26 protein-coding genes are annotated in these 26907 nt (G+C 68.9%); 17 read left to right on the top strand and 9 right to left on the bottom strand.

The genetic code is table 11. The features are described from left to right. The first annotated feature begins 45 nt into the window (after positions 1–45). A complete protein-coding gene (locus ACTZWU_RS07310; protein ID WP_444736701.1) occupies positions 46–2409 on the top strand; it encodes an ATP-dependent helicase in 2364 nt (787 codons plus the stop codon). Here ACTZWU_RS07310 and ACTZWU_RS07305 read toward each other — a convergent pair. After that, positions 2376–3218, bottom strand: coding sequence for an EcsC family protein (locus tag ACTZWU_RS07305; protein ID WP_444736700.1), 843 nt, complete (start codon positions 3216–3218; stop codon positions 2376–2378). The two genes, ACTZWU_RS07310 and ACTZWU_RS07305, sit on opposite strands and share 34 nt — an antisense overlap. A 49-nt stretch (positions 3219–3267) precedes the next feature. Then, positions 3268–4203: a cation diffusion facilitator family transporter gene (locus tag ACTZWU_RS07300; RefSeq protein ID WP_444736699.1), complete on the bottom strand. Its 936-nt coding sequence runs from the start codon at positions 4201–4203 to the stop codon at positions 3268–3270. Positions 4204–4370: 167 nt separating this feature from the next. On the opposite strand from ACTZWU_RS07300, the gene ACTZWU_RS07295 reads away from it, so the two are divergent. The 9 genes from ACTZWU_RS07295 to der all read left to right on the top strand — a co-directional run bounded on the left by ACTZWU_RS07295 (position 4371) and on the right by der (position 14469). Beyond that, the gene (locus ACTZWU_RS07295; RefSeq protein WP_444736698.1) at positions 4371–5639 is read left to right on the top strand and encodes a sarcosine oxidase subunit beta family protein; all 1269 of its coding nucleotides are present in this window, start codon (positions 4371–4373) and stop codon (positions 5637–5639) included. Positions 5640–5757: 118 nt separating this feature from the next. Beyond that, a complete protein-coding gene (locus ACTZWU_RS07290; protein WP_444736697.1) occupies positions 5758–6045 on the top strand; it encodes a hypothetical protein in 288 nt (95 codons plus the stop codon). Between the two features lie 144 nt (positions 6046–6189). Continuing rightward, the gene (locus ACTZWU_RS07285; protein ID WP_444736696.1) at positions 6190–6549 is read left to right on the top strand and encodes a sarcosine oxidase subunit delta; all 360 of its coding nucleotides are present in this window, start codon (positions 6190–6192) and stop codon (positions 6547–6549) included. Continuing rightward, positions 6546–9470, top strand: coding sequence for a sarcosine oxidase subunit alpha family protein (locus ACTZWU_RS07280; protein ID WP_444736695.1), 2925 nt, complete (start codon positions 6546–6548; stop codon positions 9468–9470). The genes ACTZWU_RS07285 and ACTZWU_RS07280 overlap by 4 nt, the downstream gene beginning before the upstream one ends. Beyond that, on the top strand, positions 9463–9981 hold the full coding sequence (locus ACTZWU_RS07275; protein WP_444736694.1) for a sarcosine oxidase subunit gamma: 519 nt from the start codon (positions 9463–9465) through the stop codon (positions 9979–9981). The genes ACTZWU_RS07280 and ACTZWU_RS07275 overlap by 8 nt, the downstream gene beginning before the upstream one ends. A gap of 206 nt (positions 9982–10187) precedes the next feature. Beyond that, complete coding sequence (locus tag ACTZWU_RS07270; protein WP_444736693.1) at positions 10188–10787, top strand: superoxide dismutase; 600 nt, start codon at positions 10188–10190, stop codon at positions 10785–10787. 169 nt (positions 10788–10956) lie between these two features. Then, a complete protein-coding gene (locus ACTZWU_RS07265; RefSeq protein ID WP_444736692.1) occupies positions 10957–11625 on the top strand; it encodes a tetratricopeptide repeat protein in 669 nt (222 codons plus the stop codon). Between the two features lie 43 nt (positions 11626–11668). After that, positions 11669–12991, top strand: a complete 1323-nt coding sequence (locus ACTZWU_RS07260; protein ID WP_444736691.1) for an outer membrane protein assembly factor BamB family protein — start codon at positions 11669–11671, stop codon at positions 12989–12991. Further along, positions 12988–14469 carry a ribosome biogenesis GTPase Der gene (gene der, locus ACTZWU_RS07255; protein ID WP_444736690.1) on the top strand — a complete coding sequence of 494 codons (1482 nt, stop codon included), beginning with the start codon at positions 12988–12990 and terminating at the stop codon, positions 14467–14469. Before ACTZWU_RS07260 ends, der begins: the two co-directional genes overlap by 4 nt. A 3-nt stretch (positions 14470–14472) precedes the next feature. Here der and ACTZWU_RS07250 read toward each other — a convergent pair whose 3' ends face one another. The 4 genes from ACTZWU_RS07250 to ACTZWU_RS07235 form a co-directional block, all read right to left on the bottom strand. Next, positions 14473–15153 (bottom strand): hypothetical protein, encoded by a 681-nt coding sequence (locus ACTZWU_RS07250; protein ID WP_444736689.1) that lies wholly within the window; start codon positions 15151–15153, stop codon positions 14473–14475. 52 nt (positions 15154–15205) lie between these two features. Further along, positions 15206–16498 carry a serine--tRNA ligase gene (gene serS, locus ACTZWU_RS07245; RefSeq protein WP_444736688.1) on the bottom strand — a complete coding sequence of 431 codons (1293 nt, stop codon included), beginning with the start codon at positions 16496–16498 and terminating at the stop codon, positions 15206–15208. 117 nt (positions 16499–16615) lie between these two features. Next, on the bottom strand, positions 16616–16963 hold the full coding sequence (locus tag ACTZWU_RS07240; RefSeq protein ID WP_444736877.1) for an ArsR/SmtB family transcription factor: 348 nt from the start codon (positions 16961–16963) through the stop codon (positions 16616–16618). A gap of 23 nt (positions 16964–16986) precedes the next feature. Beyond that, complete coding sequence (locus ACTZWU_RS07235; protein ID WP_444736687.1) at positions 16987–17403, bottom strand: SoxS protein; 417 nt, start codon at positions 17401–17403, stop codon at positions 16987–16989. Between the two features lie 144 nt (positions 17404–17547). Between ACTZWU_RS07235 and meaB the strand changes: the two genes are divergently transcribed. The 5 genes from meaB to ACTZWU_RS07210 all read left to right on the top strand — a co-directional run bounded on the left by meaB (position 17548) and on the right by ACTZWU_RS07210 (position 21066). Next, positions 17548–18528 (top strand): methylmalonyl Co-A mutase-associated GTPase MeaB, encoded by a 981-nt coding sequence (gene meaB / locus ACTZWU_RS07230; RefSeq protein WP_444736686.1) that lies wholly within the window; start codon positions 17548–17550, stop codon positions 18526–18528. A 68-nt stretch (positions 18529–18596) separates the two neighbouring features. Beyond that, complete coding sequence (locus ACTZWU_RS07225) at positions 18597–19655, top strand: bifunctional transcriptional activator/DNA repair enzyme AdaA (protein WP_444736685.1); 1059 nt, start codon at positions 18597–18599, stop codon at positions 19653–19655. Between the two features lie 123 nt (positions 19656–19778). After that, on the top strand, positions 19779–20069 hold the full coding sequence (gene rpmB / locus ACTZWU_RS07220) for a 50S ribosomal protein L28 (RefSeq protein ID WP_444736684.1): 291 nt from the start codon (positions 19779–19781) through the stop codon (positions 20067–20069). 132 nt (positions 20070–20201) lie between these two features. Continuing rightward, positions 20202–20537 carry a hypothetical protein gene (locus ACTZWU_RS07215; protein ID WP_444736683.1) on the top strand — a complete coding sequence of 112 codons (336 nt, stop codon included), beginning with the start codon at positions 20202–20204 and terminating at the stop codon, positions 20535–20537. Positions 20538–20577: 40 nt separating this feature from the next. Continuing rightward, positions 20578–21066: a copper chaperone PCu(A)C gene (locus ACTZWU_RS07210; protein WP_444736682.1), complete on the top strand. Its 489-nt coding sequence runs from the start codon at positions 20578–20580 to the stop codon at positions 21064–21066. A 46-nt stretch (positions 21067–21112) separates the two neighbouring features. Here the strand turns inward: ACTZWU_RS07210 and ACTZWU_RS07205 are convergent, their stop codons facing one another. Further along, on the bottom strand, positions 21113–23536 hold the full coding sequence (locus ACTZWU_RS07205) for a heavy metal translocating P-type ATPase (RefSeq protein ID WP_444736681.1): 2424 nt from the start codon (positions 23534–23536) through the stop codon (positions 21113–21115). A gap of 379 nt (positions 23537–23915) precedes the next feature. On the opposite strand from ACTZWU_RS07205, the gene ACTZWU_RS07200 reads away from it, so the two are divergent. Then, the gene (locus ACTZWU_RS07200; protein ID WP_444736680.1) at positions 23916–24467 is read left to right on the top strand and encodes a L,D-transpeptidase; all 552 of its coding nucleotides are present in this window, start codon (positions 23916–23918) and stop codon (positions 24465–24467) included. A 358-nt stretch (positions 24468–24825) separates the two neighbouring features. Here ACTZWU_RS07200 and ACTZWU_RS07195 read toward each other — a convergent pair whose 3' ends face one another. Continuing rightward, on the bottom strand, positions 24826–25551 hold the full coding sequence (locus tag ACTZWU_RS07195; RefSeq protein ID WP_444736679.1) for a Crp/Fnr family transcriptional regulator: 726 nt from the start codon (positions 25549–25551) through the stop codon (positions 24826–24828). A gap of 162 nt (positions 25552–25713) precedes the next feature. On the opposite strand from ACTZWU_RS07195, the gene ACTZWU_RS07190 reads away from it, so the two are divergent. Beyond that, positions 25714–26115: a hypothetical protein gene (locus ACTZWU_RS07190; RefSeq protein WP_444736678.1), complete on the top strand. Its 402-nt coding sequence runs from the start codon at positions 25714–25716 to the stop codon at positions 26113–26115. Here ACTZWU_RS07190 and ACTZWU_RS07185 read toward each other — a convergent pair. After that, positions 26112–26891, bottom strand: a complete 780-nt coding sequence (locus ACTZWU_RS07185; RefSeq protein WP_444736677.1) for an adenylate/guanylate cyclase domain-containing protein — start codon at positions 26889–26891, stop codon at positions 26112–26114. The genes ACTZWU_RS07190 and ACTZWU_RS07185 overlap by 4 nt on opposite strands. Positions 26892–26907: the final 16 nt, after the last annotated feature.

Here is a 26907-nt window from a genome sequence, read left to right as displayed (position 1 = left end):
AACGTCGGGCTTTCCTTGCCCGTGTTGCGCACTTATGGTGGCGGGATGAAGCATCAGGACGATTCCGACGATCTGGCGGCCGTGCCGCTGTCGCGCCGAGCCATCGCGGCACGGCCCGCCCCCTATCTGGAGGGGTTGAACGCCTCGCAACGAGCGGCGGTCGAGGCGCTGGACGGACCGGTCCTGATGCTGGCCGGGGCGGGGACGGGCAAGACCCGCGCGTTGACAACGCGGATCGCGCATCTTCTGATGCTCGGCCGCGCGCGTCCCTCGCAGGTGCTGGCCGTGACCTTCACCAACAAGGCCGCGCGCGAGATGAAGGACCGCATCGCCCGGCTTCTGGGCGAGACGGTCGAGGGGATGCCGTGGCTGGGCACCTTCCATTCGATCAGCGTCAAGATCCTGCGCCGCCATGCGGAACTGATCGGGAACGGGCAGGTGCATCTGAAGCCCTCGTTCACGATCCTTGATACGGATGACCAGATCCGTCTGCTGAAGCAGTTGATCGCGGCCGAGAATATCGACGAAAAGCGCTGGCCCGCGCGGCAGTTGGCGCATCTGATCGACGGCTGGAAGAACCGTTGCCTGACGCCTGCCAACCTGCCGCGCGGCGAGGGAGAGGCGTTCGACGGCCATGGCGGCAAGCTTTACGCCGCCTATCAGGACCGGCTTCTGACGCTGAACGCCGCCGATTTCGGCGACCTGCTTATGCATTGCGTGACGCTGTTCCAGGCGCATCCCGACGTGCTGCGCCAATGGCAGGAGCGGTTCCGCTATATCCTGGTGGACGAGTATCAGGACACCAACATCGCGCAATACATGTGGCTGCGCCTGCTGGCGCAGGGGCATCGCAACATCTGCTGCGTGGGCGATGACGACCAGTCGATCTATGGCTGGCGCGGCGCCGAGGTGGGCAACATCCTGCGCTTCGAAAAGGATTTTCCGGGCGCCGAGGTGATCCGGCTGGAACAGAACTACCGCTCGACCCCGCAGATCCTTGGGGCGGCCTCGGGGTTGATCGCGGCGAACCGGGGGCGGCTGGGCAAGACGCTGTGGACCGATGCCGAGCCGGGCGAGAAGGTGCGCCTGATCGGGCATTGGGACAGCGAGGCCGAGGCGCGCTGGATCGGGGACGAGATCGAGGCCTTTCAGGGCGGGCACCGCGCCGCGCTTGGCCGGGTCAGCCTGAACGACATGGCGATCCTTGTGCGCGCCTCGCACCAGATGCGGGCCTTCGAGGATCGCTTCATGACGATCGGGTTGCCCTATCGCGTGATCGGCGGCCCCCGCTTCTACGAGCGGCAGGAGATCCGCGATGCGATGGCCTATTTCCGGCTGGCGGTCAGTCCCGAGGACGATCTGGCCTTCGAGCGGGTGGTGAACACGCCCAAGCGCGGCCTTGGCGACAAGGCGGTGCAGACGATCCAGCGCCTTGCGCGCGATCACGGCCTGTCCTTGCTGGCGGCCGCGAAACTGGCCGTGGACGAGGGGCATCTGGGCGGCAAGGGCGGCGCCAATCTGCGTGACTTCGTGGGCCTGATGGGGCGGTCGCATATGGCGGTGCGCGACGGGGCGGGCCATGTCGAACTGGCCGAGCGCATTCTGGACGAATCCGGCTATACGGCGATGTGGCAGAACGACAAGTCGCCTGACGCGCCGGGGCGGCTGGACAACCTCAAGGAACTGGTCAAGGCGCTGGAGGAGTTCGAGAACCTTCAGGGCTTTCTGGAACATGTCGCGCTGGTCATGGACCGCGACGAGGGCGAGCAGGTCGAGCAGGTCAGCATCATGACCCTGCATGCCGCCAAGGGTCTGGAATTCCCGGTCGTCTTTCTGCCGGGATGGGAGGACGGGCTGTTCCCCAACCAGCGCGCCATGGACGAACAGGGCACGCGGGGGCTGGAGGAGGAACGGCGGCTGGCCTATGTCGGCATCACGCGGGCCGAGCGGCTGGCCACGATCAGCTTTGCGGGCAACCGGCGGATGTATGGGCAATGGCAAAGCTCCATGCCGTCGCGCTTTGTCGATGAACTGCCCGAGGAACATGTCGAGGTGCTGACCCCGCCCGGCCTTTACGGCGGCGGCTACGGCGCGGCGATGGCGGCGGCGGGCAGCGTGCAGATGCATGACCGAGCGGCCAAGGCGGATGTCTACAACTCGCCCGGCTGGAAGCGGATGCAGGCACGCGCGTCAGAACGTCAGTCGCCTGTCGGACGGGTTCCGGTCACGATCGACGCGGCCTCTTCGGCGCGGTTCTCGGTGGGTGACATGGTGGTCCATGCCAAATTCGGCGAGGGCCGGATCATGGGCATCGCCGAGGACACGCTGACCGTCCAGTTCGATGCGGGCTTCAAGAACGTGAAGGCGTCCTATGTTCAGCCTGCGGGCGGGGACGACGTGCCGTTCTGAGCCTTGCGCGCGGGGTCGGTGATGCGCTTCAGGCTGGCCGCCAGACCGCGTGGATTGCTGCGCGCGCGGCGCAGGGCTGCGGCATATTCGGCGGTGATGTCGGCCTGCGGGTTGTCCTCGGCCAGGCGCAGCAGGCGGAAATGGATCTGGGCCACGCGCTCGTAATAATCGACGAAGGCGTAGTTGATCGCGGCCCCGGTCGCCGCGCCAAGGACCGGCACGGCCTGCGCCCCCAGCTTGGTCGTCAGCTTCGAGGCAAAGCCGCTGGCAAAGCGCGAGATCAGCGCCGAGACCGCCTGACCGTTGGACAGCACGCGGTTGGCAAGGAACGATTTGGCGGCGGCATCGCCCGCCTCGCCGGGTTCGCCGTATTGAAAGACCGACAGGCATTCCAGCCGCACCTGCGGGTCGGTCGTGTCGAAACCGTGCTGGCGCGCGACCTTCTGGATGGCGTTGAAGATCACCGTGGTCGAGGCGATCAGGTCCGGTACGATCCCCGCCAGCCCGAACCAGCCCCCCGTCGCGCCCGAGATGACCGCCGCCGCGCGGTTCGCGATCAGGGGCGCCTGGCGGACGACGCTGATCCGCTCGGTCCGGCCCGACAGCTCGTAAAGCTGGGTGAAGGCGCTTTCCAGCACCTTTTCCAGCGCGATGGGCGACAGGCCCAGAACCGTGGTTGCGGCGCCTTCGGTCAGGCGGCCTACGGCCTCGACCCCGCGCATCAGCAGGCCACGGCTTTGCAGTTGCGATGCGGCCAGCCGGTCCAGTTCGGCTTGCAGCGGCGCCTTGGGGTCGATGGGCAGGGTCATGGTCGCTCCTGTGCAGATGACCTTGATGTGGGAAGCTGGAGGGGCGGGGTCAATCGGCCCATTCGGGGTCGGTGGTAAAGGCGATGGTCAGCCAGCGGTCGGGGCTTTCGCCGCCGATCGCCTCGCCGACTTCGTCGCGGATGGCGTCCCATTCCTCTAGCTTGCGGGCGGGGGCGCCTGCGGGGACGATGAAGAACAGCTCGATCTGGCGGCCACGGCCGACGCGGGCGACATAGGCGCGGTGGTCCAGAAAGCCGTGCCTGGCGGCGATTTCGGCGGCGATCTGGTCGATCTGCGCCTTCATCTCGGGCGGGGTGATCAGCAGGATGTCGGACAGGGCGCGCCGGATGTCGGGGATCGGCAGCGGCAGCAGCACAAGACAGACCAGCGCCAGGATCGCGGGGTCCACATAGGGCGACAGGGGTTCAAGCGGCGTTCCCTGGATCAGCCAGCCAAAGACAAAGGCCGCCAGCAGAGCGCCGGTCAGCCCCGCCGACATGGTCCAGCCCTTCACGTCCAGCGCGACGAAGCCCGACCCGATGCGGCGGTTCGCGCGCCGGTTCCGGATCGCCATGCCAATGGCCACGATCAGGACGATGGCGGCGTAGATCATGGCCTGCCCGAAATCCAGATAACGGCCGCCGGTCAGCAGGCTGTTCACCGCCGTCACCAGCGCGTAAAGCGCAGCCCCCGTCAGCAGCACGCCGCTGACCCCCAGCACGATGGGCTCCAGATGCCAGAACCCCATCGTAAAGCGGTGCGCCAGCCGCGCCTGCCTGCGTTCGGCCATGGTCGCGGTGATCAGCATCGACACGATCAGCGCCACCGTCGTCATGCTGGCATCGATCAGCGAATAGATCCCGTCGAAGATGATCGAGGACGCCCCGCTGGCCAGCCCGAACCCGATGCCGACCAGGGCCAGCACGAAGGTCATCGCGATGGAAAAGCGCAAGACGCTCTGTTCGGTGGGGTGGGGGCGGATCATGATGGTCTTCTCTGGTTCTCGGGCGTCGAACGCCTTGGGGCGCCGGGCGGTTTCCGGTGCCTGCCGCAAAGGCGTGCGATGTCGCATTTTGTCGTGATCTGCCGCAAGCCATCTTGAGTGACGGCGCGGCCTTGGCCATTCTGCCCCAAGTCCCAGCAGGAGTCACCATGCCCCCTGAAGCGCCCCGCTCTGGTCGTTATTCGGTCTTTGCCATCGCCCGCGAGGCGCTGCGCCAGCACACAGGCTGGAAACGCGCCTGGGCCAGCCCCGAGCCCAAGGGCCGCTACAAGGTCATCGTCGTCGGCGCGGGCGGGCACGGTCTGGCGACGGCCTATTACCTCGGCCGGAACTTCGGCATCACCGACGTCGCGGTGATCGAAAAGGGCTGGCTTGGCGGCGGAAATACGGGCCGGAACACGACGATCATCCGGTCGAACTATCTGCAGGACCCCTCGGCCGCGCTTTATGAAAAGGCGCGCAGCCTCTACGAGACGCTGAGCCAGGACCTGAACTACAACATCATGTTCAGCCCGCGCGGCCTAATCATGCTGGCCCAGACCGAACACGAGGTCCGGGGTTACAAGCGCACCGTCTATGCCAACAACCTGCAGGGGGTCGCCACCGAATGGCTGGACCCGCAGCAGCTGAAGGCCAAGGTGCCGATCATCAATCTGGACGGGCCGCGCTATCCGGTTCTGGGCGGCCTCTATCAGGCACGCGGCGGCACGGCGCGCCATGACGCGGTGGCCTGGGGCTATGCGCGCGCCTGTTCCGACATGGGCATGCACATCATCCAGAACTGCGAGGTGACCGGGGTCGAGACCGAGGCCGGGCAGGTCCGCGCCGTCAACACCTCGAAGGGGCGCATCGGCTGCGAGAAGCTGGCGATCGTGGTCGCGGGCCATTCCAGCCAGCTGGCCCAGATGGCCGGGTTCCGCCTGCCGATCGAAAGCGTCGCCCTGCAGGCGCTGGTTTCCGAACCGATCAAGCCCTGCATGGATGTCGTCGTGATGGCCAACACCGTCCACGGCTACATGTCGCAATCCGACAAGGGCGAGATGGTGATCGGCGGCGGCACCGACGGGTTCAACAACTTCACGCAGCGCGGGTCGTGGCAGCATGTCGAGGAAACCGTCCGCGCCCTGATCGAGACCTTCCCGATGATCTCGCGCCTCAAGATGCTGCGCCAATGGGGCGGAATCGTGGACATGACGGGCGACCGCTCGCCCATCCTGTCGGCCACGCCTGTGGGCGGGGTCTTCGTGAATTGCGGCTGGGGCACCGGCGGGTTCAAGGCGATCCCCGGTTCGGGCTGGGCCATGGCGGAACTGGTCGCCAAGGGCACGCCGGGACCCTTGGCTGCCGAGTTTGGGCTGAACCGTTTCCGCGAGGGGCGTTTCATCGACGAATCCGTGGCCGCTGGCGTGGCGCATTGACAGGCGCTGCAAATGGGACGCGTTGACGTGGCGGAGCCTTGCTGATGGGGATTTTTCCGGGAACTTCCGGGGGGTCTTGGGCCTTGGTTGGTCGGATGACTGACCGAAAGGGACCATCATGGCTGACCGCAACAACAACGGGCTGTATCTCATCATCGGCGGCATCGTCGTCGTGGTGGCGCTGCTGTTTTTCTTCATGTCCGGCAGCGACACCGGCACGGGCACCGTGGACACGACCTCGCCCGCAGCGACGACCGCACCCGCGGCCGATCCCGCCACGACCGGCGGTGACACGGTCATCATCGACGCCTCGCCCGACACCGCAGACGCGGACGCCGCGCCCGGCGCCGGTGTCGAGCCCGCTCCCGCGGGCGACCCTGCCACCGCTCCCGCCCCGGCGAACTGACACACCCAGGCATCGCGCCCTTGCACCCTTGGGCGCAACGGCGACGATCGAGCAGAAGCGTCCCGGATGGCCCCGCCATCCGGGCGTCTTTGCATGTCCGCCTGCCCGCCAGGTCCCTTCTCTCTGCCAAGCAAGGACGCGCCCATGCTGATTCTGACCTGTCCATATTGCGGCGTCGCCGCCGAAGAGACCGAGCTTCATCCGGGCGGCGAGGCGCATCTGAAACGTGTGGGCCCGGGCGGCAGTGACGAGGATTTCGAGGCCTATCTGTTCGCGCGCAAGAACCCCAAGGGCGTGCATTTCGAACGCTGGCGCCATGCCTATGGCTGCGGCAAGTGGTTCCTTGCCGCGCGCTGCACCGCCACCCTTCAGGTCTTTGGCACCTACAAGGCCCAGAACCCCCATCCGCCGGCCGAGATCGTCGAGGCGATCCGCGCCCATCGCCCCGAATGGCAACCCGACTGGACAGCCACGAAAGCCCAAGCCGAAAGCGCCGCCGAATGACCCGCACGCCTCCGTTCCGCCTGGCCCAGGGTGGCCGCCTGATCGACCGCGCCTTCCAGATCCCGTTCCGCTTCGATGGCCGCCATCTGCGCGGCGTGACGGGCGACACGCTGGCCTCGGCGCTGCTGGCCAATGGCCAGATGCTGATGGGCCGGTCCTTCAAGTATCACCGCCCGCGCGGCCCCATCGCCTCGGGCGCCGAGGAACCGAATGCGCTGTTGTCCCTGGGGCAGGGCGGGCGGTTCGAGCCGAACCAGCGCGCGACCACCACCCCCCTTGTCGCAGGCATGGTGACGCGCAGCCAGAATTGCTGGCCCAGTCTTGATGCGGACCTGATGGCGGTGAACAACTGGCTGTCGCCGCTGTTTCCGGCGGGTTTCTATTACAAGACCTTCATCCATCCGCGCCCCTTCTGGAAGCACCTGTTCGAGCCGGTGATCCGGCGCAGCGCGGGCCTTGGCGCCGCCCCGACCGAGGCCGATCCCGACCGCTATGAACAGGCCTACGCCTTCGCCGATCTGGTCGTCGTGGGGGGCGGTATCGCCGGCCTGACCGCGGCGCGCGAGGCCGCGGCCTCTGGGCAACGGGTGATCGTGCTGGAACAGGCCCCGCATTGGGGCGGACGCACGCCGACGGACCATCCGGGCGGACAGGCCGCCATCGACGCGCTGCTGGCCGACCTGTCGGCGCGCGAGAACGTCACGCTGCGGCGCAACACGATGGCCACCGGGCTTTACGACCACGGCTATCTGATCGCGCGTGAGGCGATCGCGGATCATGACCCGAACCTTGGCCTGCCGCGCCAGCGCCTGTGGCGCATCCGCGCGGGCCATGTCGTCACCGCCACTGGCGCGCTGGAACGGCCCCTGTCCTTTGCCTGCAACGACGTGCCGGGCGTGATGCTGGCCAGCGCGGCGCGCGACTTCATCACCGATTACGGCGTCGCGCCCGGTCAGAGCATCCTCGTTGTCACCAACAACGACGACGCCTATCGTACCGCGCTGGCGGCGCGCGCGGCGGGCCTTGATGTGCCCGCGATCATCGATGCGCGTCCCCTGGCCGACGGCGCCTTGCCGCAGGCCGCGCGCGAGGCGGGCATCCGCGTCCTGACCGGGACCGGCATCGCCAAGGTCAAGGGCGGCAAGCATGTCGAGGCCGCCGCCATCTGCGACCAGTCCGGCGAGGGTCGCGTGCTGGAAACCATCGCCTGCGACGTGATCGCCATGTCGGGCGGCTGGTCGCCGGTCGTGCATCTGTGGTCCCATTGCGGCGGCAAGCTGGTCTGGGACGATCAGGCCGCGATGTTCCGCCCCGATGCCGACCGCCCGCCCCTTGGCGCGGACGGCAAGGGCAACGTCACCGTCACGGGCGCGGCCAATGGCGATCTGGCCTGCGCGGGCGATCTGGAACAGCCCGAGGGCGCGACCATGCCCGTCTGGGTCATGCCCGCCCGCGCGCCTTACAAGCTGCGCACCAAGATGTGGCTGGATTTCCAGAACGACGTGAAGGTCAGCGATGTCGAACTGGCCGCGCGCGAGGGCTATGCCTCGGTCGAACATACCAAGCGCTACACCACGTTGGGGATGGCGACCGATCAGGGCAAGGTCAGCAACATCAACGGCCTGGCGATCCTGTCGGCGGCGCTGGACCAGCCGATCCCACAGACCGGCACGACGACCTTCCGACCGCCCTACACGCCGCTGACGCTGGCCACCATCGCCGCCGAGGCCAAGGGCGAGGCGTTCCAGCCCCTTCGCAAGACCCCGATCCACGGCTGGCACGAGACGCGCGGCGCCAGCTTCGAACCCGTCGGCCAATGGCGCCGCCCCTATTGCTATCCGCAGGGCGCCGAGGATCGCCACGCCGCCGTCAACCGCGAGATCCTGGCCGTGCGCGGCGGCGTCGGCACGCTGGACGCCTCGACGCTTGGCAAGATCCTGGTCAAGGGGCCGGATGCCGGGCGCTTCCTCGACATGCTCTACACGAACATGATGTCCACGCTGCCGGTCGGCAAATGCCGCTATGGGCTGATGTGCAACGAGAACGGCTTTCTGATGGATGACGGCGTCGTCGCGCGCCTGTCCGAGGATAGTTGGCTGTGCCACACCACCACCGGGGGCGCCGACCGCATCCACGGCCATATGGAGGATTGGCTGCAATGCGAATGGTGGGACTGGAAGGTCTATACCGCCAACCTGACCGAGCAATTTGCCCAGATCGCGGTGGCAGGCCCCAAGGCCCGCGCCCTGCTGGAACGGCTGCCGGGCAATATCGACCTTGCCGCGCTGCCCTTCATGCAATGGGCCGAGGGCGAACTGGCCGGCATCCCCGCCCGCATCTTCCGCATCAGCTTCTCGGGTGAACTCAGCTACGAGATCGCCGTCCCCGCCGGACGCGGGCTGGAACTCTGGCAGATGCTCCACCGCGAGGGCCGCGATTTCGCCGTCACGCCCTATGGGACCGAGGCGATGCACGTGATGCGCGCCGAGAAGGGCTTCATCATGATCGGGGACGAGACCGACGGCACGATCATCCCTCAGGATCTGGGCCTCGACTGGGCGATCTCGAAGAAAAAGCCCGACTATATCGGCAAACGCGCGCAGAAGCGGCTGCACATGACCGACGGCAACCGCTGGAAACTTGTCGGCATCGAAAGCCTGTCGGACAAGGTCATCCCCGACGGCGCCCATGCCGTGGCCGAGGGCACGAACGCCAACGGCCAGCGCAAGGTGCAGGGCCGCATCACCTCCAGCTACCATTCGCCGACCCTCGGCAAGCCGATCGCCATGGCGCTGGTCCGGCACGGGCCCGCGCGGATGGGGCAGGTGCTGGATTTCCCGATGCCCTCGGGCGAGGTCATGCAGGGCCGCATCTGCGACCCGGTCTTCTACGACAAGGAAGGGAGCCGCCTGAATGGCTGAGATCCTCGCACAGGTCGCCCGCATCGAAGGGCTGGCCATGATCACGATCCGCGCCGACCTCGACCGCGCGGGCGACGCCCTGGCCGAGGCCACGGGCCTTCCCATGCCCGACCCGACCGGCATCACCACGGACGGTACGCGCAGCCTTGGCTGGATGTCGCCGGACGAGCTTCTGCTGATCCTGCCGCAGTCGGCAAAGACCGAAGCCCTTCACCTTCTCGACCAGGCGCTGACGGGCGAACATGCGCTGGTGGCGGACATGTCGGATGCGCGCGCGGTCTTCGACGTGACCGGTCCCCGCGCCGATGACGTCATCGCCAAGCTGGCCCCTGTCGATCTGCCCCATCTCGCGCCCGGCACGCTGCGCCGCAGCCGCGCGGCGCAGACGGCGGCCGCCTTCTGGCGTATCCCCGGCGGCCTCAGGGTGATCGGCTTTCGTTCCACGGCGGACTATCTCGGCCTCATCCTCTCCGAGGCCGCCCGCCCCGGCACCGGCCTCGCACCCCGCTAGGATTTGCCTTGGTGCAAATATCCTCGGGGGGTGAATTGGCCGCAGGCCAAGAGGGGGGCGGAATGCCCCCCTTTCCCCCTCACGACAGGGAACCGCGACTGCGGCATCGCGTTGACCCGGCGAATGCGGGCCACCCCTTGCTTTAGCCCCGGCAATGCGGGACTGTGCGCCCGGAAAAGATTCCAACCCCTTGAAAGGACCGGATCATGGCATTCACGCTTCCCGATCTTCCCTATTCCCACGACGCGCTGGCCGACGGCGGCATGTCGCGCGAGACGCTGGAATTTCACCACGACAAGCATCACAAGGCCTATGTGGACAAGCTGAACGAGCTGGTCCAGGGCACCGAATGGGACGGCAAGTCGCTGGAGGACATCGTCAAGGGCACCTACCAGCCCGGCGCGGTCGCGCAGAACGGCATCTTCAACAATGCCAGCCAGCACTGGAACCACGCGCAGTTCTGGGAAATGATGGGCCCGAACCCCGGCGCCATGCCCTCGGAACTGGAAGCCGCGATCAAGGACAGCTTCGGCTCGGTCGAGGATTTCAAGAAGAAGTTCACCGAGGCCGGCGTCGGTCAGTTCGGTTCCGGCTGGGCCTGGCTGGTCAAGGATACCGATGGCGGGCTGAAGATCACCAAGACCGAGAACGGTGTGAACCCGCTCTGCTTCGGCCAGACCGCGCTGCTGGGCTGCGATGTGTGGGAGCACAGCTATTACATCGACTTCCGCAATGCGCGCCCGAAATACCTCGAGAACTTCCTCGACAAGCTGGTGAACTGGGAAAACGTGGCCTCGCGCCTCTGATCCCCGCGCCGCGACGCCAAGGCCCGCCCCACAGGCGGGCCTTTTTCATGGGTCGCTTGCGGGTGCGCACAAGCGAACGTCATGGCGCGGGCGGGCTGCGCCATTGGCATTTCGCCCGCGCGCGGTATAAGACGGCCTGCAAACCGATTTTTCTCGCACGAAGGCGGCCATGGCCAACCAGAACGACAGCTTCATCGACGAGGTCACCGAGGAACTGCGCCGCGACCGGCTTTACGGCGCCTTTCGTCGTTACGGCTGGATCGGCATCGCCGTGATCCTGCTGATCGTCGGCGGTGCGGGCTGGCGCGAATACAGCCGCGCGCAGGAGCGAAACAGCGCCGAGACCTGGGGCAACGCGATCCTTGCCGCCGAGGACAGCGGCGACCCCGCCGCCCTGCTGTCGGTCGAGCCTGCGGGCCGGGAAGGGCGCGCGACGCTGGCACGTCTGCTGGCGGCTTCGGCGCAGGTCGAGGCTGGCGACCGTGAGGCCGCCATCGCCACGCTGCGCGAGACCTCGGCCGAGGGCGGGGCGCTGTCGGAACTGGCGCAGCTGAAGCTGGTGATGCTGGCCGGGCCCGACATGGACGCTTCGGAACGCGACGCGATTCTGACCCAATTGTCCCGCGCGGGCGCCCCGTTCGAGCTGCTGGCTCTGGAACAGAAGGCCGTGGCGCTGGTCGGTGCGGGCCGGGCCGAGGATGCGCTGACCCTGATCCGCCAGATCCAGCAGAAGGACGGCCTCAGCGAAGCCTTGCGCCGCCGTCTGTCCGAGATGATGATCGCCCTTGGCAGCGAACCCGAGCCGCAGCTTGTCTTGCCTTCGGGCGTCGTGAACTGATCCGCGCCACCGCGCGACATCCAACGAAGGGAGAGCCAGAGGCATGAGCCCCAATCTGCGATATTCCGTGCTGATTCTGGCCGCTCTGGCTCTGTCGGCTTGCGACCGCGAGGTGATCCTGCCCGGCGAAAGGCTTGACCCTCTGGCCGTGACCTCGCCTGACGGGCCGGCCTTCGACGGCGCGGCGGGCATCACCACGACCGCGCTGAACCTTGCCGCGCCTTCGGTCAATGCCGAATGGACGCACCGGGCGGGCAATGCCGCGCATCAGCCGGGCCATGTCGCGCTTGGTCAGGGCACCAGCCGCATCTGGTCGGCGCCGATCGGGCAGGGCGACTCGCGCCGCCACCGCATCGTGGCCGAGCCGATCCTGGGCGGCGGTCTGATCTTCACGCTGGACAGCCGCGCGGGGGTGACCGCGACCGCGCTGAATGGCGGACGCGTCTGGACGACCGACGTCACCCCCGCGCTTGAGGCCAGCGACAGTGCCTCGGGCGGGGGGCTCGCTTATGAGGCCGGGCGCGTCTATGTCACCACCGGCTTTGGCGAACTGGTCGCGCTGGATGCAGCCTCGGGCGGGGTGCTGTGGCGCCAGCGCGTGGGCGCGCCGGTCGGTGGCGGCCCGGCGGTGCAGAACGGCGTCGTTTATGTCGTCGCCCGCAACAATGTCGGCTGGGCCGTGCGCGCCACCGATGGCCGCGTCTTGTGGCAGACGGGCGGCACGCAATCGGGTTCGGGCGTCATGGGCGTCTCGGTCCCCGCCGTGCAGGGCGGGCAGGTGATCTTTCCGCTGTCCTCGGGCGAGCTGCTGGCCGTGGACCGCGACAGCGGCGAGACGAACTGGAACACCCAGGTCGCGGGCACCCGTCCGGGCCGCAGCATCGCGGTGATCCGCGACATGACCGGCGATCCGGTGATCCAGGGCAGCCGCGTCTATGCCGGAACCTCGGCGGGTCGCATCCAGGCGGTCGATCTGGCCACCGGGCTGACCGAGTGGTCGTCGCGCGACGGGGCGAACAGCCCGGTCGTCGTGGCGGGCGGGTCGGTCTTTGCCGTGAACGATCAGGCCGAACTGATCCGTCTGGACGCCGCAACCGGCGGCGTGATCTGGCGCCGCGCCATGCCCTATTACACCACCGACCGGGTGCGCCGTCAGGACCGCATCCATGCCCATTACGGCCCGATCCTTGCGGGGGGGCGCTTGTTCGTCGCCTCCAGCGACGGGCTGCTGCGCGTCTTTGACCCGGCCTCGGGCACGCTGGTCGCGCAGGCCGAAATCCCCGGCGGAGCCGCCGCCGCACCGGTCGTTGCCGGTCAAACCCTTTATGTCGTTGCACGCAACGGCCAGTTGCACGCGTTCAGATGACATTCACACTCGCCATCGTCGGCCGGCCCAATGTCGGCAAATCCACCCTGTTCAATCGGCTTGTCGGCAAGCGTCTGGCGCTGGTCGATGACCAGCCCGGCGTCACCCGCGACCTGCGCGAAGGCGCGGCCCGGCTGGGCGATCTGCGCTTTGTCGTAATCGACAGCGCCGGTCTGGAAATGGCCGAGGATGACAGCCTTCAGGGCCGCATGCGCCGCCTGACCGAACGCGCCGTGGATGAGGCCGATATCTGCCTCTTCGTGATCGACGCGCGGGTCGGTGTGACCGCCGCCGACGAATATTTCGCCGACATCCTGCGCCGCCGGTCCAAGCATGTGATCGTCGCCGCCAACAAGGCCGAGGGTCGCGCAGGCGAATCCGGCGCGCTGGAGGCCTATGGGCTGGGCCTTGGCGAACCCTTGCGGATCTCGGCCGAACATGGCGAGGGGTTTGACGATCTCTATTCGGTGCTCATGCCGCTGGCCGACCAGATCGAGGCCGAGCGTCCGGCGCCCATCGCCGCCGAAACCGATGTGGACCTGTCCGAAGCCGATGCCGAAACCGGCGAGGGCGCGGATGACTGGCGCCCTTCGGCGCAGCGTCCGCTGCAACTGGCGGTGATCGGGCGGCCCAATGCGGGCAAGTCCACGCTGATCAACAAGATCCTGGGCGAAGATCGCCTGCTGACCGGCCCCGAAGCCGGGATCACCCGCGATTCGATTAGCGTCACGACCGAGTTCATGGGCACGCCCATGCGGATCTTCGATACGGCGGGGATGCGCAAGCGCGCCAAGGTCACGGACAAGGTAGAAAAACTTTCCGTGGCAGACGGTCTGCGCGCCGTCCGCTTTGCCGAGGTGGTCGTCGTGCTGCTGGACGTGAATATCCCGTTCGAGCAGCAGGACCTGCGGATCGCCGATTTCGCCGAGACCGAGGGCCGCGCCGTGGTCGTCGCCGCGAACAAATGGGATCTGGAGGAGGACAAGCCCCAGAAGCTGAACGAGCTGCGCGCCAATTTCGAACGCCTGCTGCCGCAGCTGAAGGGCGCGCCTCTGGTCACGGTCTCGGCCCGGACGGGCAAGGGGCTGGACCGGCTGCATTCTGCCGTGCTGAAGGCGCACGAGGTCTGGAACCGCCGCATCTCGACCGCGCGGCTGAACCAGTGGCTGAGCGTGATGACCGAAAGCCACCCGCCCCCTGCGCCGGGCGGGCGCCGCATCCGGCTGCGCTACATGACGCAGATCAAGACGCGCCCCCCGGCCTTTATCGTCAAGGCGACGCATACCGATCAGATTCCAGACAGCTATCAGCGTTACCTGATCAACGGGCTGCGCGCGGATTTCGACCTGCCGGGAACGCCGATCCGGCTGACCTTCCGCGATCAGGGGGTCAACAACCCCTACAAGGCCAAGGCCGACAAGATCAATCAGTCGGGCGCGCTGTCCAAGCACAAGAACCGCCAGCGCCCCAAGGGCTGACGGTCAGGACGCCGCGCGCACCAGAACCACCGCCATTGCCGCGATCCCGAGCGTGGCCGAAATCGCGGTCAGCGGGTCAGAGCCCATCGTGCTGACGGCCATCGCGCAGAAGGCCCAGATCAAGGCGGCGGAATAGCCGATGGCCGGTCCGATCCAGGCCTGCGCCGCCGCCCCGATCGCCGCTGCGGGCAGGACCGCCAGCGCTGCCGAGGCCGCCATGCTGAGGGGGGTCAGAGTAGCGGCCGTCATGGCCATCCCCGCCGAGGACAGGGCCGTCAGCCAGCCCGCCAGAAAGCCGATGGCGGGCCGGTGCCGCCCCACCGCGCGCCTTGCCGCGATCAGCGCGGCTATGGTCGCCGCCGCCAATCCCAGCACCAGAAGCACGGGTTGCCCCATCGCGATCCAGGGCATGATCGCCGCGAGGATCAGCGCGGGGATGATCGCCGTGGTGACGCCCACGCCCTCGGATGGTTCGAGCCATTGGCCGACCAGATCCAGCGCCACCATCGCCCAGAGCGCCAGCAGCAGCGCCCACATGACGCCGCTGTCGGGCGCCAGATAGGCGCGGATCACCGAGGCCTCGGACCCCGGCCAGCGGTCGGGCAAAAGCACGGCCTGCGACACCCCCGAAACGAGGAATAGCGCCGATGCGCCGCTGTGCAGAAGGGTCCGAAACCGTGCCATATCCCCGAACGCGCCGCCGCCCACGCCGGTTGCGCGGGGGCGCCGCTTTGTCTCAGGCCAGCGCGCCCTCGGTCGTCAGGCAGGTCGCGCCGCCCAGATAGCGCGACAGGGCGGCGGGCAGAGTCACCGATCCGTCGGCCTGCTGGCCATTTTCCAGCACCGCGATCAGCGTGCGCCCCACGGCCAGGCCCGAGCCGTTCAGCGTGTGGACGAATTCGGGCTTGCCGCCGCCTTCGGGGCGATAGCGGGCATTCATGCGGCGGGCCTGATAATCGCCGCAATAGCTGACGCTGCTGATCTCGCGATAGCGGTTCTGACCGGGCAGCCAGACCTCGATATCATGGGTGATGCGGGCGCCCGCGCCCATGTCGCCGGTGCACAGGACGATGGTGCGATAGGGCAGGTCCAGCGCCTCCAGCACGGCTTCGGCGCAGCGGGTCATGCGCTCATGCTCGGCCAGACCGGTTTCGGCATCGGTGATCGAGACCATCTCGACCTTTTCGAACTGATGCTGGCGCAGCATGCCCGTCGTGTCGCGGCCCGCGCTGCCCGCCTCGGACCGGAAGCATTGGCTGTGGGCGACCATGCGACGGGGCAGGGCGGCGTGATCCAGCAGATCGCCGTTCACGGTGTTGGTCAGCGTCACCTCGGAGGTCGGGATCAGCCACCAACCCTCGCGCGTCTGATAGCTGTCCTCGCCGAATTTCGGCAGCTGGCCGGTGCCGACCATCATGTCCTCGAGAACCAAGACCGGGGTCCAGGTTTCCTCAAGCCCGTGCTGATCGACATGCAGGTCCAGCATGAACTGCGCAAGCGCGCGGTGGATGCGCGCGACCGCGCCTTTCAGCACGACGAAGCGGCTGCCCGACAGCTTGGCGCCGGTCTCGAAATCCAGACCCGCGCGGGCGCCGGGGATCTCGAAATGCTCGACCGGGGTGAAATCCAGCGCGCGGGGGCTGCCCCAACGGCGCAGTTCGACGTTGTCGTCTTCGTCGGCGCCGTCCGGCACCCGGTCCAGCGGCAGGTTGGGGATGCCCAGCAGCAGGTCGCGCAGATCGGCGTCAAGCGCCTCGGCCTCGGCGCTCATGCGGGCGATGTCGGCCTTCTTTTCGGCGACCAGCGCACGGAGGCGTTCGAATTCGGCATCGTCGCCGCGCGCCTTGGCGGCGCCGACTTCCTTGCTGGCGCGGTTCTGTTCGGCCTGCGCGGTCTCGGCGGCGCTGATCCGGGCGCGGCGTTCGGCATCCAGCGACAGGATCTGCGCGGTCAGGCCCGACAGGCCGCGCCGGTTCAGCGCATGTTCAAAGGCCTCGGGGTTTTCGCGGATCGCACGAATGTCATGCATGGGGCACCTTCACGGCTCGGGTCATCGGTGACGCCTGCCTAGCGCATGACGGGCCGGACAGAAAGCCCGGCCCCGGTTCATGCCCCGATTATCGCGGCGATTGCGTCCGCGGCGCCATCAGCGCGCGCAGAACAGCCGATACATCAGCGCGACCACCTCGGCCGCGCGGGGGTCCGCGACCGAATAGTAACGCGCCTTGCCGTCGCGGCGGCATTCGACCAGCCCCTCGGCCCGCAGGCGGGCAAGCTGCTGGCTGACGGCGGCCTGACGCTGGCCCAGCAGGGTTTCCAGCTCGCCCACGGTCTTTTCGCCGCCGGTCAGGTGGCACAGGATCATCATCCGACCCTCATGCGCGAGGGCCTTCATGAAGGCGCTGGCCTCTGCCGCGCGGGCCACCATCTCGGCAAGCTCGCGGTCGCGCGTCACAGGCTCTGCGTCGTCCAGAGAACCGGCCGTCCCGGACATCTCCATCATTTCGATCACCCTTGTCATGACCGCGCGCCATGCGCAGTCTGGCCTGTCTGTTTCAGTAAGGCTTTCAGCGTCGCGTGGAAATGGTCTTTTCCGTCGTAACCCTCGAACCGGCCCAATTCCGCGCCCTGCCGCAGCAGGATGAAGGTGGGCGTAATGCGGGGCTGCCCGTCCAGCAGCAGCCCGTCGGGATAGGGGCCGTCCAGATCGACCAGCAGCAGCGGCATCAGCCCCGCGCCCTGGCGCGCCAGATCGGGCGCGGTCTCGGCCAGCCATGCGGCCGAGGCCGGGCAATCGCGCGAGGTGACGGCCATCAGCCGCAACCCCTTATGCCCCGGATCCGAGGCCAGCGCGGGCCAGCCCGCCAGCATCAGCCCCGCGCCGAGGATCAGCATGCGGCGGTTCGGCGCCGGGGGGTGGTCGGGGCGGGGCATGGCGGTGATCCTGCGGTGTTGACCCCTGAAATGGGAACGCGCCGGGCTTCGTGCAAGCCGGCGGGCACGGGGGATTGCCCGCACCGCGCCGCTGGTCCAATCTCGGGCCGCGCCCTTCAGCGGGCGTCAGCCATGCGAGGGCCGATGACGGACGACCTGCTTGACCCGCTTTGCAAGGGCGATCGCCGCGCCCTGTCGCGTGCGATCACGCTGGTCGAATCCACGCGCGCCGACCACCGCGCCCGCGCGCAGGGCCTGCTGGCGGCGCTGCCCGAACGGCAGGCCCTGCGGATCGGGCTGTCGGGGACGCCCGGCGTCGGCAAATCGACCTTTATCGAGGCGTTCGGCCTGATGCTGACCGGGCAGGGGTTGCGGGTGGCGGTGCTGGCGGTCGATCCGTCCTCGGCCCGGTCGGGGGGCTCGATCCTGGGCGACAAGACGCGGATGGACCTGCTGTCGCGCGATCCCGCGGCCTATATCCGGCCCTCGCCCTCGGGGGCGACGCTTGGCGGGGTGGGCCGCCGCACGCGCGAGGCGATCCGTCTGTGCGAGGCCGCCGGCCATGACGTCATCCTGGTCGAGACCGTCGGCGTCGGCCAGTCCGAGACGCTGGTGGCCGAGATGACCGATCTGTTCGTGCTGCTGCTGGCGCCTGCGGGGGGCGATGAATTGCAGGGCGTCAAGCGCGGCATCATGGAAAGCGCCGACCTGATCCTGGTGAACAAGGCGGACGGAGAACTTCTGTCGCCCGCGCGCCGGACGGTGGCCGATTACGCGGGCGCGCTGCGGCTGCTGCGAAAGCGCCCGCAGGACGCGCCGGGCTTTCCCAAGGCGCTGCCCGTCTCGGCCGCCACGGGCGACGGGCTGGCCGATGCCTGGGGGCAGATGCAGGCCCTGACCGATTGGCGCCGGGCCGAGGGGCATTTCGCCGCCAACCGCGCCACCCAGTCCCGCCAATGGTTTCAGGCCGAACTGCGCGCCGCCCTTCTGGCCCGGATCGAGACGCCCGAGGCCCGCGCCCGCATCACGGCCCTTGGCGAACAGGTGGCCGCCGGGGGGGTGCTGCCCGGCGCTGCTGTCGAGGCCATGCTGGACTGGCTGGACGCGCCGCGCGTGCCCGCATGAATGCGCTGCCCGATCCTGACGCCCGCAGCCCCGGCGAATCGGCCATGATGGCGGGGACAGGAGGCACCATGCGCGACTTGACCGATCACGACAGCCTTTATGCGGCGCTTCTGGCGCGCGATCCCGCCGATGACGGGCGTGTCTGGGTGGGGGTGGCCACGACCGGCATCCTCTGCCGCCTGACCTGCCCCGCCCGCAAGCCGCGCCCCGAGAATTGTCGCTGGTTCGACGATCCGGCGGCGGCGCTGGCGCAGGGCTTCCGCCCCTGCCGCCGCTGCGATCCTTTGGACGAGGGGGCGCCGGTCGTGGCCGATCTGCTGGCCGCGCTGCAGGCCGATCCGGCGCGGCGCTGGTCCGAGGCCGATCTGGTCGCGCGCGGGCACGACCCCTCGACCGTCAGGCGGCTGTTCCGCCGCCGCTTCGGGCAGAGCTTTCTGGCGATGGCCCGCGCCGAAAGGCTGCGTCAGGGGGTGGCGATGCTGAAGCAGGGGGCGCCGGTGATCGAGGCGCAGCTGGATGCGGGCTTCGAATCGGCCTCGGGGTTCCGGGCGGCGTTCCGGCGTCTGTTCGGCCATGCGCCCCGGCAGATGCAGGGGCAGGGCGGCGCGCTGGCCGACTGGATCGACACGCCTCTTGGCGCCATGATCGTGATTGCTGATGACGACCACCTGCACCTTCTGGAATTCGTCGAGCGCAAGGCGCTGGTGGCGGGTCTGGCGCGGATCTCGGCCCTTCTGGGCGGGCGGATCGGGCTGGGGCGGACGCAAGTGACCGACCGGACCGAGGCCGTTCTGGCCGATTATCTGGCCGGGCGCGGGGTGGCGCCCGACCTGCCGGTGATGCTGCATGGCACTGATTTTCAACGCAAGGTCTGGCAGGAGCTGCGCCGCATCCCGCCCGGCGAGACGCGCAGCTATTCCGATCTGGCCCGCGCCATCGGCGCCCCACGCGCGGTTCGTGCGGTCGCGGCGGCCAATGCCGCCAACCGGCTGGCGCTGGTCGTGCCCTGCCATCGGGTGATCGGGGCGGATGGGCGGATGCAGGGCTATGCGGGGGGCCTCTGGCGCAAGGAAAGGCTGATCGCGCTGGAGGCCGAATGGGCGGCGAATCTGTCCGCCAAGGGTTGACGAGCCCCCCGGCTTGGCTGTATCCACCCGCGAACGGAATTCCGGGCGCTGCCTCGCGGCGCCCTTTCACATTGGGACGGACCCCGCCGGTCCTCCCGCATAGCTGAGACGAAGGAACACACCATGTCGCGCGTCTGCGAACTGACCGGCAAAGGCCCGATGAGCGGTAACAATGTCAGCCATGCCAACAACAAGACCCGTCGCCGGTTCCTGCCGAACCTGAACGACGTCACGCTGATGTCGGAAAAGCTGGGCCGCGGCTATTCGCTGCGCATCTCGGCCGCCGCGCTGCGTTCGGTCGATCATCGTGGCGGGCTGGACGCCTTCCTGGCGAAAGCCAAGGACACCGAGCTGTCGGACCGCGCGCTGAAGATCAAGCGCGAGCTGTCCAAGGCCGAGACCGCGCAGGCCTGATCGCCGCGCCGTTCCGGACCGACCCGGCCCCGCCTTTGGCGGGGTCTTGTCGTTTGTGCCGTCCCGTCCGCGTTGATCCGCCGCGACGCAATGGCTGATGACGCGGGCCGCGCATCGGGTTAGATCGGTACCATGTCGCGTCCGCTTGCCGCATTTCTGATTCTGATCGTTGCGCTGACCAGCATCGGGCTGGGTTCGGCGCGCGGCACCGTGCGGATCGGCGACGAGGTCGTCCTTTGCACCGGCCACGGGGTCGTCGTCACGCGGCTGCCCGCCGATCCCGACAGGTCCCGGGCGCATCTCTGCCCCGACATGGCCCTGTCGCTTATGGTGGCAACCGCCGCGCCCGATGCTGCACTTCCGGCCCGCGCGGCCCTGCCGCAGGCGCTGCCGCCTGCCTCGCTTGGTTCCGTCACCGCCGCCGCGACGCGGCAGGTGCGCGTCAGGGGACCGCCAGCCGGGGCCTGATCCCCGACCGGAAACACCCTGACACACCAAGGATAAGACCATGACGAAACTTGCCTTTTTCGCGGGCGCGATCGCCCTTGCCCCGCTTGCTGCGCTGGCCCATGACGGAATGCATGTGAACGACGCCTATGCCCGCAGCGCCAATCCGATGACCGGCGCCATCTTCATGGAGCTGGAGAACCACCGCGAGGTTGACTGCACGCTGGTCTCGGTCGCCTCGGACGCGGCCGAGCGGGTCGAGCTGCACACCCATCTGGAAGAAGACGGCGTGATGAAGATGGTGCATGTCGAAGAGGGCCTGCCGATCCCTGCGGGCGAGACGCGGCTGCTGGAGCGGGGCGGCGATCACGTCATGCTGCTGGGCCTGACGCAGCCTCTGGCGGATGGCGACGTGGTGCGCCTGTCGCTGGATTTCGGCGATTGCGGCACCGAGGAGGCCGAGGCGGTCGTCGATAACCAGCGCATGGGCCGCGCCCATGGCCATGACCACGGTCACGGTCATGACAAGGACGAACACGCGGGTCACTGACCCCGCACGAACCGGGTCCGGCCTGTGCCGGACCCGTCTGTCCGCATCAGCCCGCGCGGCGCAGGCGCAGCGCGTTGCCGATCACGCAGACCGAGGACATGGCCATCGCCCCCGCCCCCAGCATGGGCGAGAGGGCGGGGCCTCCGAACGGGACCAGAACGCCCATCGCCACCGGGATCAGCGCGGTATTGTAGGCAAAGGCCCAGAACAGGTTCTGCCGGATGTTGCGCATCACCGCGCGCGACAGGCGCAGCGCCCGGACCACACCCGCCGATTCGCCCGAGATCAGCACCGCATCCGCCGCCTCGATGGCGATGTCGGTGCCGCTGCCGATGGCCAGTCCGGTCTCGGCGGCGGCCAGGGCCGGGGCGTCGTTGATCCCGTCACCGACAAAGACCGTGTCGGCGCCCATCGCGCGGATCTCTTGCAGCTTCTGCTGCGGCGACAGGCCGGCTTTGACCTCGTCCAGGCCCAGTTCCGCGCCGACCGCCTGCGCGGTGGCGGGCACGTCGCCCGACAGCATCACCGTCCGCAGGCCCATCGCGCGCAGGGCCGCGACGGTCGCCTTGGCATCCGGGCGCACCCTGTCCGACAGGGCAAGGCTGGCGACATGGCGGCCATCGACCGCCAGATGCACCGGCGTTGCGCCCTTGCGGGCGGCGGCCTCGGCCTGATCCAGCAGGGTGGGCGCGGTGGCGATGCCTGCCTCGGTCAGGGCCGTCGCGTTGCCGATCAGCAGCGACAGGCCATCCACCTCGGCCGTCAGGCCGCGCCCTGCCTCGGCCCTGACGCTTTCGGCGCGGGGCAGGGGCAGGGCGCGGGCCTCGGCCTCTTGCAGGATCGCGCGGGCGAGGGGGTGTTCGGACTGCGCCTCGGCTGCGGCCATCAGGGTCAGGGCGCGATCCTCGGTCAGGCCCTCGGTCCAGATCCCGGTGACCGAGGGGCGGCCAAGCGTCAGCGTGCCGGTCTTGTCGAAGCCGATCACCCGGGCCGAGGCCAGCTTTTGCAGCGCATCGCCCCGGCGGAACAGAACCCCCAGCTCGGCGCCGCGCCCGCTGCCGACCATGACCGAGACCGGCACGGCCAGCCCCATTGCGCAGGGGCAGGCGATGATCAGCACGGCCACCGCCGCCACGATCGCCTCGGCCAGTCCCGGCCCGAAGGCCAGCCACAGCGCCAGCGTCAGCGCCGACAGCGCCATGACCACCGGCACGAAGATGCGCGTCACCCGATCAACCAGCGCCTGAACCGGCAGGCGCGTGGCCTGCGCCGATTCCACCATGGCGACGATGCGCGACAGCACCGTGTCGGCGCCCGTGGCCTGCACCCGGTAGGTCAGCGCCGCGCCGCCGTTCAGCGTGCCGCCCGTCACCGCATCGCCGGGCGCCTTAAGCACGGGCAGCGGCTCTCCGGTCAGCATGGATTCGTCGATATGGCCCTGACCTTCGGTCACGATCCCGTCCAGCGCCACACGTTCGCCCGGTTGCAGAAGGACCAGATCGTCGGGCCTCAGGGACGCGGTCGGCACCAGGACCGGCTTGCCGTCGCGGATCAGGCGGGCCTGATCGGGGGCCAGTTCGATCAGGCGGCGGATCGCCTCGCCTGCCTTGCCGCGTGCGCGGGCCTCCAGATAGCGGCCGGTCAGGATCAGTGTGGCGATGACAGCGGCGGCCTCGAACCAGACATGGCGCGAGGCCTCGGGGACCAGCCCCGGCGCCAGCGTCACGACCGACGAGAACAGGAACGCCGCCCCCGCGCCAAGCGCCACAAGGCTGTTCATCTCGGGCGCGCCGCGCAGCAGGGCCGGGATGCCCGTGGTGAAGAAGCGCCGTCCCGGCCCGGCCAGCACCGCCGCGGTCAGCGCCATCTGGATCAGCCACAGCGCCTGCTGGCCCACCAGCCCGTGCAGCCAGTGGTGAAAGGCCGGGACCGCATGGCCGCCCATTTCCAGCACGAAGACCGGCAGGGTCAGCAGACCCGCCCGCAGCGCATCGGCACCCAAGGCGCGGGCCTCGGTGTCATGGACCGGGGCCTTGGCCTCGGCGCTGCCTGCGGGCCGGGCGGGATAGCCCATCCGCGTGATCCTGTCGGCCAGATCCGCCGCCGAAGCCAAAGGCGCATGGCTGATCGTCGCCGCGCGGGTGGCGAGGTTCACCTGCGCCTCGGCGATGTCGGGGCTGGCCTCCAGCGCGCGCTGGATGCGGGCCGCGCAGGCGCCGCAGGTCATGCCCTCGATCTCGATCCGGGTGGTGGTCAGTTCGGCAGGATAGCCCGCGCGGGTCAGTGCGTCCTGCACCTGCGCCAGCGTCGCGCCGTCCAGCCGCAGATGGGCATGGCGGGTCATGGGGTTCACGCTTGGCTCGATCACGCCGGGCAGGGCGGCCAGCGCCTTGGTCGCACGCGAGGCGCACCCCCCGCAAGAGATGCCGCGCAGGGGAAGGTCGATGATGTCGGTCTGGGTCATGGTCATGTCCGCTGAGAAGGGCCGGGAAGGGCGGGCTTTCTCAGGCGGCGGGCGGAGCCTGCGGATGCGCGGGCGCGGCGCGTGGCGGGAAGGGGGCACGGGACGGGCGGGCATCGCGCGTGGGGCGGCGCGGCGCCTGCGTCTGGGGGTGGCTGGCCGGGCGCAGGCAGCGGCAGGCGCGATCGCCACGACCACGGCACAGATGCCGGGGGCGGGTCTCCGCGCGACGGGGCGCCTGAACGGGCGCGCTCTGGTGGCCTGCACAACACATGCCCTTCAGATGTGCCTCGGATGCCTTTGCGTCAAGCGCCTTCTTCGCCGCCGAGTTGCGCGCACCCCCCTTTCGGGGCTATTCTGGGGCAACGGAATGATACGGGATGCCGCCATGAACCGCCGCCAGATGTTGCTGTCCACCCTGCCGCTGCTGGCTGTGCTGGCCCTGCCCTCGGGCGCGCTGGCGCAGGCCGCAGACCCCTATGCCCCGACCGAGGTCGCCATCCGCGACGATTTCGAGGTGGGCAGCATCGTCGTCGTCAGCCGCGACTTCTTCCTTTATCACGTCATCGCGCCGGGCCGGGCGATCCGCTACGGCGTCGCCGTGGGCCGGGACGAGCTGGTCTGGAAGGGCAAGGCCACGATCGGGCGCAAGGTCGAATGGCCCAGCTGGCGCCCCACCCCCGAGATGATCGCCCGCAACCCCGCCGCCTACGAGAAATACAAGGATGGCATGCCAGGCGGCCCGCAGAACCCGTTGGGGGCGCGGGCGCTGTATCTGTATAACGAGCGCGGGCAGGACACGGCGATCCGCATTCACGGCACGACCGAGCCGGGCTCGATCGGGCGGGCTGTCTCGAATGGTTGCCTCAGGATGCGCAACGAGGCCGTGATGAGCCTCTTTGACCGCGTTCCCATCGGCACGCCGGTTTATGTGTTCTGACATAGTGACCGCCTGACCGGAAAAGGCCCCGGCGGCAGCGCCGGGGCCTTTTTCGTTCCGGATGGTCGGTGCTGTTCCCTGGGGAACAGCTGAGGGGGCGCGCATGACGCAGAAAGGGCGGGCAGAGAACGGTCCGGTGCCGGTCCGTTGCCTGCCGCAGGTCGAAACGCCTGTCTGCATTGTGTCAATGGTGTCTGTTTTCCGGTCCCTCGGGGCAAGCTCTGTGCCCCACACTCACTTCTCCCGGGGGCCGGTTCCGGAGCGTTCGCAGGCGGAGTGTCCTGTGCCCCAGTGATTGCGGGGGCAGGTGACGGTTGGGCGTGGCGGGGTCAAACGCCACGCCCGGACCGTTCCCGGGTCACGGGGCGGCGGGCTCGCCCTCGCTGAGGCGGGACAGGATTTCGATATCGCAGACCAGCACATTACCCTCGCGCCGGATCGCGCCGGCCTGGGTCAGCGCGCCGAAGGCCAGATTGATCTTGGGCCGCGAGGCGCCGAGGATCGCCGCGATCTCGCCCTGGTGCAGGTCCAGCCGCAGGCGCCTCTGCGGTCCTTTGCCCGGCGCGCGGGCCAGCGCATGCAGCAGGAACCGCACCAGTCGCGCCTGCAGATCGTAAAGCGCGATGGATTCCATCTGGAAATTCGTCTGGCGCAGATGGGCGGCCAGATGACGCGCCAGCGCCAGCCCCAGATCGGCATGACGGCGGGCCAGGTCCTCGAACCGGGGGCGGGTCAGCGTCAGGCAGGTCGTGTCGGCCAGCGCCGTCGCGTCGGCGGAACGCGGCTGGCCGTCCAGCACCGCCATCTCGCCCAGGATATCGCCGGGGCCAAGCGTGGTCAGCGCGATCTCGCGGCCCTGAGGGCTGGCCAGCGACAGCCGTATCCGCCCGCGCGCAATCGCCAGAAGCACGTCGCCCGGATCGCCGCGCGAAAAGATCAGCGTCCCGGCAGGCCAGCGCAGCGGCAGCATGGTGCGCGACAACTCGGCCAGGGTTTCCGGCTCCAGCCCCGCGAACAGGCGGCAGCCACGCAGGACGCGCAGGCGCGTCTCGGCGGTGTCGGGCTGATCCTCGGGCTGGGTCATGCGGGGGTGCTGTGGGGCTGTGATCGCAGGGCGGACGATACTGCGCGCGCCCCGGTCCAACAACCGCGATCTGTTCCGCGCGGAACAGACAGGCGCGCGGTCCGGGCGCAGGGTGGTGACATCAAGGCCCGCTGCCAGGGCCAAGGCCAACAGGAGGACACCATGCTTCCCGACCCCTCGATCATGTCACACCTGATGAAAACCTACATGCCCGATGCGGCTGACCAGCCAAAGCCCCGCAAGGCCTGGTCCCTGCGCCTGTCGGCCGGGTTCAGCGCAGCCATCCGCGCCGTAGGGAGCCTGCGCGCCCACATCTCCCGCCGCCGCAGCGACGCCGCGCTGGAGGCCGAGATCGAGCGTCTGGCCGGCCTTTCGCCGCATCTGCTGCCCGATATCGGGCTTGACCTCCAGGGCCGCGATCTGGTCGAGCTCGCGCCGCAGCCCCGCCCGGACGCGCCCGCGCCCGTGATCGCCCCGGCCCCCGCCCGCCCGCGCGCCGGTCGCCCGCGTGCCACCGCTGCCGTTCAGGCGGCCCCCGGCGTCCGCAACGCCCCCGCCGCCTAGAGCGCCGCGATCACGACAGGCTCGGCGACGCCCTTGAGCGTCTCGTTGCGCGTCCGGGCCGCCGACAGGTCGCGCCCCGCCGCCTGCCACGCGGTGGCCGAGGCCAGAACCTCGCCCGGTGCGGCGGCGGCGGCGATGCGGGCCAGCACGTTCACCTCCAGCCCGAAGGCGCTGATCCCTTGAATGCGCCCGCCCGCGCCTGACACCGTCCCCATGAAGACCTCGCCCGTATGGATGCCGACGCCGACAGGCGCATCCTCGGGGCGGGTTCGCGTGGCGATCATCTGGCGCGCCAGTTCGCCTGCCTTCATCGCCTTGGCCGCGTGATCGGGGCCGACGAAACCCGGCGGCCAGACCGCAAAGACCGAATCGCCCTGAAATTCCAGCAGAAACCCGTCCGTGCGGTCGAGGATCGTCGCCACATCGTCCCTGAGCGCGCCGACCCGTGCCGCGAATTCGCGGGCCGAGACCTGCCCGGACAGCGCGACCGAATTGCGGATATCGACCATCATCATCGAGATCGGCACCTCGGCCCCGCCCGGAAACGCGTCCAGAAAGGTATCGCAGGCCGTGCAATAACGCGGGTTGCGATCCGAGGCCGCCAGCCCGCGCTTGCGCATGATCCAGCCGCCAAGCCCGCCGAACGGCACCTCGCACAGCTTGCAGCGCGGATGGCCCGGCAGCAGGCGATAGCGCTTCTGCTTGCCGATCAGGACCGGGTGGCCCTTGGCAAAGACCGTGTGCCAAAGCTCGGCGTTGCCTTCGTGCTTTTCCATCATTGGGCCTTTCTAT

This window comes from Paracoccus sp. NSM (assembly GCF_052379855.1).
Lineage (GTDB): Bacteria > Pseudomonadota > Alphaproteobacteria > Rhodobacterales > Rhodobacteraceae > Paracoccus.
The sequence above is the reverse complement of the archived record's forward strand: the minus strand, read 5'-3'. Positions and strand labels throughout refer to the sequence as shown.